This is a genomic window from Streptomyces niveiscabiei (genome assembly GCF_001419795.1).
Classification (GTDB): Bacteria; Actinomycetota; Actinomycetes; order Streptomycetales; family Streptomycetaceae; genus Streptomyces; species Streptomyces niveiscabiei.
In genome coordinates, this window is sequence record NZ_LIRL01001113.1 from 1 (window position 1) to 2,443 (window position 2,443).

1 protein-coding gene and 1 pseudogene are annotated in these 2,443 nt (G+C 69.5%); both read left to right on the forward strand.

Translation table 11 applies throughout. The annotated features are described in order from the left end of the window. Nucleotides 1-129: 129 nt before the first annotated feature. Nucleotides 130-1,926, forward strand: coding sequence for a DEAD/DEAH box helicase (locus AOK24_RS40690; protein ID WP_055724940.1), 1,797 nt, complete (start codon nt 130-132; stop codon nt 1,924-1,926). A gap of 275 nt (nt 1,927-2,201) precedes the next feature. Then, a pseudogene (locus tag AOK24_RS40695) lies at nt 2,202-2,423 on the forward strand (helix-turn-helix domain-containing protein); the annotation flags it as partial. Between the last annotated feature and the right edge of the window lie 20 nt (nt 2,424-2,443).

Sequence of the window (2,443 nt, forward strand, 5' to 3'; positions counted from 1 at the left end):
TCCGGGCCGTCGTGGACACTCCGCGCCGGTAGGGTGGCCCGGTTGTCATACGTAGCCGAGAAGCCAAGGAACCGGGAGCCTCGTACCTGAGAGCCCGGGACCCGAGACCCACCCCCCGAACCGGAGACCGTGACTACCACCGCCGCCTCGTCCTCCTCCCATCACCTCTCTCCCGCCTTCCCGGGCCGCGCGCCCTGGGGCACCGCGAGCAAGCTGCGGGCCTGGCAGGAGGGGGCGATGGAGAAGTACATCCAGGAACAGCCCAGGGATTTCCTCGCCGTCGCGACACCGGGCGCCGGCAAGACGACGTTCGCGCTGACGCTGGCGTCGTGGCTGCTGCACCACCACGTCGTCCAGCAGGTGACGGTCGTCGCACCGACGGAGCACCTGAAGAAGCAGTGGGCGGACGCGGCGGCGCGCGTGGGGATCAAACTGGACCCCGAGTACAGCGCGGGCCCGCTCAGCAAGGAGTACGACGGGGTCGCCGTCACGTACGCGGGTGTCGGCGTACGGCCCATGCTGCACCGCAACCGCAGCGAGCAGCGCAAGACGCTGGTGATCCTGGACGAGATCCACCACGCCGGCGACTCGAAGTCGTGGGGCGAGGCGTGCCTGGAGGCGTTCGAACCGGCGACGAGGCGCCTCGCGCTGACGGGTACGCCGTTCCGCTCGGACACGAACCCGATCCCCTTCGTGACGTACGAGGAGGGCACGGACGGCATCCGCCGCTCCTCGGCGGACTACACGTACGGCTACGGCTCGGCGCTCGCCGACCACGTCGTCCGTCCGGTGATCTTCCTGTCGTACAGCGGCAACATGCGCTGGCGCACGAAGGCGGGCGACGAGATCGCGGCCCGCCTCGGCGAGCCGATGACGAAGGACGCGGTCAGCCAGGCGTGGCGTACGGCGCTCGACCCGCGCGGCGAGTGGATGCCGAGCGTGCTGCGCGCGGCGGACCAGCGGCTGACGGAGGTCAGGAAGGCCATCCCGGACGCCGGCGCCCTGGTCATCGCCTCGGACCAGGACTCCGCGCGCGCGTACGCGAAGCTGATCCGCGAGCTGACGGGTACGAAGGCGACGGTCGTCCTCTCCGACGACACCGGCGCGTCCAAGCACATCGACGACTTCGCCGCGAGCACCGACCGCTGGATGGTCGCCGTCCGGATGGTGTCCGAGGGCGTCGACGTCCCGCGCCTCGCGGTCGGCGTGTACGCGACGACCATCTCGACGCCGCTGTTCTTCGCGCAGGCCGTCGGCCGCTTTGTACGGTCCCGGCGGCGCGGCGAGACCGCGTCCGTGTTCCTGCCGACCGTCCCTGACCTGCTGACCTTCGCCAACGAGATGGAGGTCGAGCGCGACCACGCCCTCGACAAGCCCAAGAAGGGCGGCGAGGAGGACCCGTACGCGGAGGAGGACAAGCTCCTCGCGGAGGCGGAGAAGCAGCAGGACGAGGACACCGGCGAGCAGGAGGAGTTCAAGTTCGAGGCGCTGGAGTCGGAGGCCGTCTTCGACCGGGTCATGTACAACGGCGCCGAGTTCGGCATGCAGGCGCACCCGGGCAGCGAGGAGGAGCAGGACTATCTGGGCATCCCCGGGCTCCTCGAACCCGACCAGGTCCAGCTCCTGTTGCAGAAACGTCAGGCCAAGCAGATCGCGCACAGCAAGAAGCGGCCGGATTCCGAGGCCGACCTCCTCGAACTGCCCGCCGAGCGGCGGCCCGTCATGTCCCACAAGGAGATGATGGAGTTGCGCAAACAGCTCAACACGATGGTCAGCGCGTACGTCCACCAGAGCGGCAAGCCGCATGGCGTGATCCACACGGAGCTGCGGCGCGTGTGCGGGGGGCCGCCCAGCGCCGAGGCGACCGGGGGGCAGTTGCGGCAGCGCATCGCGAAGGTCCAGGAGTGGGCCACGCGCATGAAGTGACGGGGGTGCCGCGTATCCGGACATTTGCAGGTAGTCCATACCGGTCATTGACCGGATTCTGGACGGAGTCTTCCGCTCAGCGAACCCTCCCCGTTACTGTCCCGCTACGCACACGCCCTGTGGCAGTGGCGCCGCAGAGCGCAGCCGTGTAGCGAACGGGCCCGGAACGCCGGCGCCTGCTGCCGATCGCGGCCTCTGCAACGCGTCAGCGACGGGACTCGATGACGCGGTCGCCGTGTGGGGGTCGCGCGTCATCACCGTAAGGAGTGGGCGTCGTGACCGCGGAGACCTCCCAGACGCTCGATCGGGGACTCAGGGTTCTGAAACTGCTGGCCGACACGGATCATGGGCTGACCGTGACCGAGCTGTCCACCAAGCTGGGCGTCAACCGGACCGTCGTGTACCGGTTGCTGGCCACGCTGGAGCAGCACGCGCTGGTGCGGCGGGATCTCGGGGGGCGGGCCCGGGTGGGGCACGGGGTGCTGCGACTAGGTCGGTAGGTGCATCCCCTGGTACG